Here is a 2,852-nt window from a genome sequence, read left to right on the forward strand (position 1 = left end):
GTGATGGGCCTGGCCATCGTCGGCATGCACTACACCGGCATGGCCGCCGCGCGCTTCCCGCCAGGCAGCGTCTGCGGCGCCATAGGCAGCGGCGGCATCGATCCCCGCTGGCTGGCAGTGCTGGTGATCGTGACCACCCTGGCCACGCTCGGCATCGCCCTGGTGGCCTCGCTGTTCGACCGCCAGATGCGCGTGCGCACCGGCCTGCTGGCCGATTCCCTGGCACACGCCAACAACAAGCTGATCCAGGCCGCACTGCACGACCCGCTGACCCAGCTGCCGAACCGCATGCTGCTGCAGGATCGCATCGAGCAGGCCATCGAGAAGGCGCAACGCCGCCAGCAGTCGGTGGCGGTGATGTTCTGCGACCTGGAYGGCTTCAAGGCCRTCAACGATGCCTATGGCCACCAGCTGGGTGACCGCCTGCTGGTCGCGGTGGCCCAGCGCCTGGGGGCGCAGCTGCGCCCGCAGGACACTCTCGCCCGCCTCGGCGGCGACGAGTTCGTGATCGTGCTGGCCATCGATACGCCTGATGATGCGGTGGTGGTCGCCGAGCGGGTGATCGCCGCGGCAGGTGAACCGTTCGTGCTGGACGCGGCCGAGCTGCAGGTCACCGCCAGCCTGGGCATTGCCCTGTATCCGGACGATGCCAGCGACGAACGCGAGTTGATGGCACATGCCGATGCGGCGATGTACCACACCAAGGAAACCGGCCGCAACGGCTACACCTTCTTCATTCCCTCGATGCAGCTCAGTGCCAACCGCCAGCTGCGGCTGCTGCAGGACCTGCGCAAGGCGATCGCGCGCAACGAGCTGCTGCTGCACTACCAGCCGAAATTCCCGGCGGCCGATGCACCGGCCACCGGCGCCGAGGCGCTGCTGCGCTGGCAGCACCCGGAACTGGGCCTGCTGGCGCCGGACGTGTTCATTCCCATCGCCGAGCGCAGCGGCCTGATCCTGCCGATCGGCGACTGGGTGCTGGACCAGGCGTGCGCGCAGCTGCGGGCCTGGCATGACGGCGGACACAGCCATTGGACGATGGCGGTGAACCTGTCGCCGCTGCAATTCGCCTCACCGGCCCTGCTGGAGAGCGTGCGTTCAGTCCTGCAGCGGCACCGCATCGACCCGGCGCGGCTGACCCTGGAGATCACCGAAACCACGGCGATGAAGGATGTCGAGGCCAGCCTGGCGATCCTCAACGACCTGACCGCGATGGGCGTGCACATCGCCATCGATGATTTCGGTACCGGCTATTCCAGCCTGCTGTACCTCAAGCGCATGCCGGCCACCGAGCTGAAGATCGACCGGGCGTTCGTGCATGACCTTGAACGCAATGACGAAGATTCCGCCATCGTGTCCTCGATCATCGCGCTGGGCCGTACCCTGCAGCTGCAGGTGGTGGCCGAGGGCGTGGAGACCCAGGCCCAGCGCGACTACCTGAGCGAGCTGGGCTGCGACCAGCTGCAGGGTTACCACTTGGGGCGGCCGATGGAGGCCGAGGAATTCCTGCGCAAGGTGGGTTGAGAGGCAACCGCATCCACGCATGGCGTGGATCTACTGCATCCTCCGGGTGCATTGAACGGCAACCGCATCCACGCATGGCGTGGATCTACTGCATCCTCCGGGTGCATTGAACGGCAACTGCATCCACGCATGGCGTGGATCTACTGCATACCCCGGATGCATTGAACGGCAACTGCATCCACGCATGGCGTGGATCTACTGTGCGGGGACTTCGCGGTGACGGGTAGATCCACGCCATGCGTGGATGCGTTCCCCGCGATCGCGCAACAAACAGAAAGGCCGCCCGGGGGCGGCCTTTCTGCGTGGCAATGTCGCGAAGACGTCAGTGCATCATGTGCACGTTCATGTTGTGCATGACCCACAGGGTACCGACCACGATGATGCCGATCACCACCACGGTGAAGGCCGCAGCGTTGACGTTCCAGCGGCTCTCCGACGAGCGGTCCAGGTGCAGGAAGAACACCAGGTGGACCAGCATCTGCAGCACCGCGGTGATGGCGATTACCACACCGTTGACGGTGCGCGAGAAATCACCCGACATCACCATGTAGAACGGGATGACGGTCAGCACCACCGCCAGCACGAAGCCGATCAGGTACGACTTCACGGTGCCGTGGCTTTCGCCGCCGGCGGCGTGGTCGTGTGCATGGTTGTCATGTGCCATTACAGCGCTCCATTGAGGTAGACGACGGAGAACACGCCGATCCAGATCAGGTCCAGGAAGTGCCAGAACAGGCTCAGGCACGCCATGCGGGTCTTGTTGGTCGGGGTCAGGCCGTACTTCTTCAGCTGCACGAACATCACCAGCAGCCACAGCAGGCCGGCGCTGACGTGCAGGCCGTGGGTACCGACCAGGGCGAAGAACGCCGACAGGAACGCACTGCGGTCCGGACCGTAGCCCTGATGGATCAGGTGCTGGAATTCATAGACTTCCATGCACATGAAGCCGAAGCCCAGCAGCCAGGTGATGCCCAGCCACAGGAACATCTGGCCGACCTGCTTGCGGTGCATGGAGATCATGCCCAGGCCGAAAGTCAGCGACGAGGTCAGCAGCAGCGCGGTTTCCCACGCCACGAACGGCAGCTCGAACAGGTCCTTCGCGCCGGGGCCGCCATCAGTGCCGCCGGCCAGCACCACGTAGGTGGCAAACAGCGAGGCGAAGATGAGGCAGTCGCTCATCAGGTACACCCAGAAACCGAAGACGGTGTTGCCGCCGGTGTCGTGGTGCTCGTGGTCGTCATGGCCATGGGCCGCCGCGTGTGCGGCGTGCCCGTGGCTCAGGGTCGAGGTATTGGTGCTCATGCCTTCAGCTCCGACTTCACCAGGCC

3 protein-coding genes are annotated in these 2,852 nt (G+C 65.1%); 1 reads left to right on the forward strand and 2 read right to left on the reverse strand.

Annotation, left to right across the window (positions count from 1 at the left end; all coding sequences use genetic code 11):
* Window positions 1-1,524, forward strand: a 1,524-nt coding sequence (locus tag AC1VAN_RS17135) for a bifunctional diguanylate cyclase/phosphodiesterase (protein WP_480986281.1), incomplete at its 5' end; no start/stop codon positions are given.
* Between the two features lie 322 nt (window positions 1,525-1,846).
* On the opposite strand, the gene cyoD is transcribed toward AC1VAN_RS17135, so the two are convergent.
* Complete coding sequence (gene cyoD, locus AC1VAN_RS17140; protein WP_025873831.1) at window positions 1,847-2,188, reverse strand: cytochrome o ubiquinol oxidase subunit IV; 342 nt, start codon at window positions 2,186-2,188, stop codon at window positions 1,847-1,849.
* Window positions 2,188-2,826: a cytochrome o ubiquinol oxidase subunit III gene (gene cyoC / locus AC1VAN_RS17145; protein WP_025873832.1), complete on the reverse strand. Its 639-nt coding sequence runs from the start codon at window positions 2,824-2,826 to the stop codon at window positions 2,188-2,190. Before cyoC ends, cyoD begins: the two co-directional genes overlap by 1 nt.
* Window positions 2,827-2,852 lie beyond the last annotated feature (26 nt).

Source organism: Stenotrophomonas sp. 05L44_2 (genome assembly GCF_056665995.1).